This window comes from Melaminivora alkalimesophila (assembly GCF_000282995.1).
GTDB classification, from domain to species: Bacteria; Pseudomonadota; Gammaproteobacteria; order Burkholderiales; family Burkholderiaceae_C; genus Melaminivora; species Melaminivora alkalimesophila.
On sequence record NZ_ALEE01000695.1, the window covers coordinates 1 to 693 of the forward strand.

Genomic DNA, 693 nt, shown 5'->3' on the forward strand with positions numbered 1-693 from the left:
GGCGCGCGAACTGCCGGACGCCCTGGCGCGCCTCGATGCTGCGGCCGACGCGCTGGCCGGGACGCCGCTCGGACGGCTGGGGTTGGCGGGCTGGCAACGCTGGGCCGTGGATTTTCCCGCCCCGGCAGCGCCCGCGCCGGTGCCGCAGCTGCTCGGCGGCTGGCGCGTGGCGGTGGCGCGCGACGAGGCCTTCAGCCTGGTCCACGCCGCCAACCTCGACACCTTGCGCGCCCTGGGCGCGCAGCTGCAATGCTTTGCGCCGCTGCGTGGCGAGGCGCTGCCGACCTGTGACGCCCTGTGGCTGCCGGGGGGACAGCCGGAACGCCACGCGCCCGCGCTGGCGGCCCAGGCGGCGCTGCGCGCCCAACTGCAGGAACACGTCGCGCTCGGCCGTCCGATCTGGGCCGAAGGCGGGGCCTTGGGTGCGTTGGCGCAGTCCGTCACCCTGGCGGACGGCACTCGGTTCCCGATGTGGGGCCTGCTTCCCGGCCATGCCGTCGTGCACCGGCGGCTGCGCGGCCTGGGCCCGCGCGAGCTGCGCCTGCAGCAGCCGGCCAGCGAAGGGCCGGCGCTGCGCGGCCACAGCTTTCACTACACAAGTCTCGACTGCAGCGCGCCGCCCATCGGCCACGCCCTGCGGCCGGGCTCCAGCGACGCGCTCGACGGCGGCGAGGCGGTGTACCGCCACGGCAG

General features: G+C 76.8%; 1 pseudogene. It reads left to right on the plus strand.

Annotation, left to right across the window (positions count from 1 at the left end):
* Positions 1 to 693, plus strand: a pseudogene (locus A612_RS13465) (cobyrinic acid a,c-diamide synthase); the annotation flags it as partial.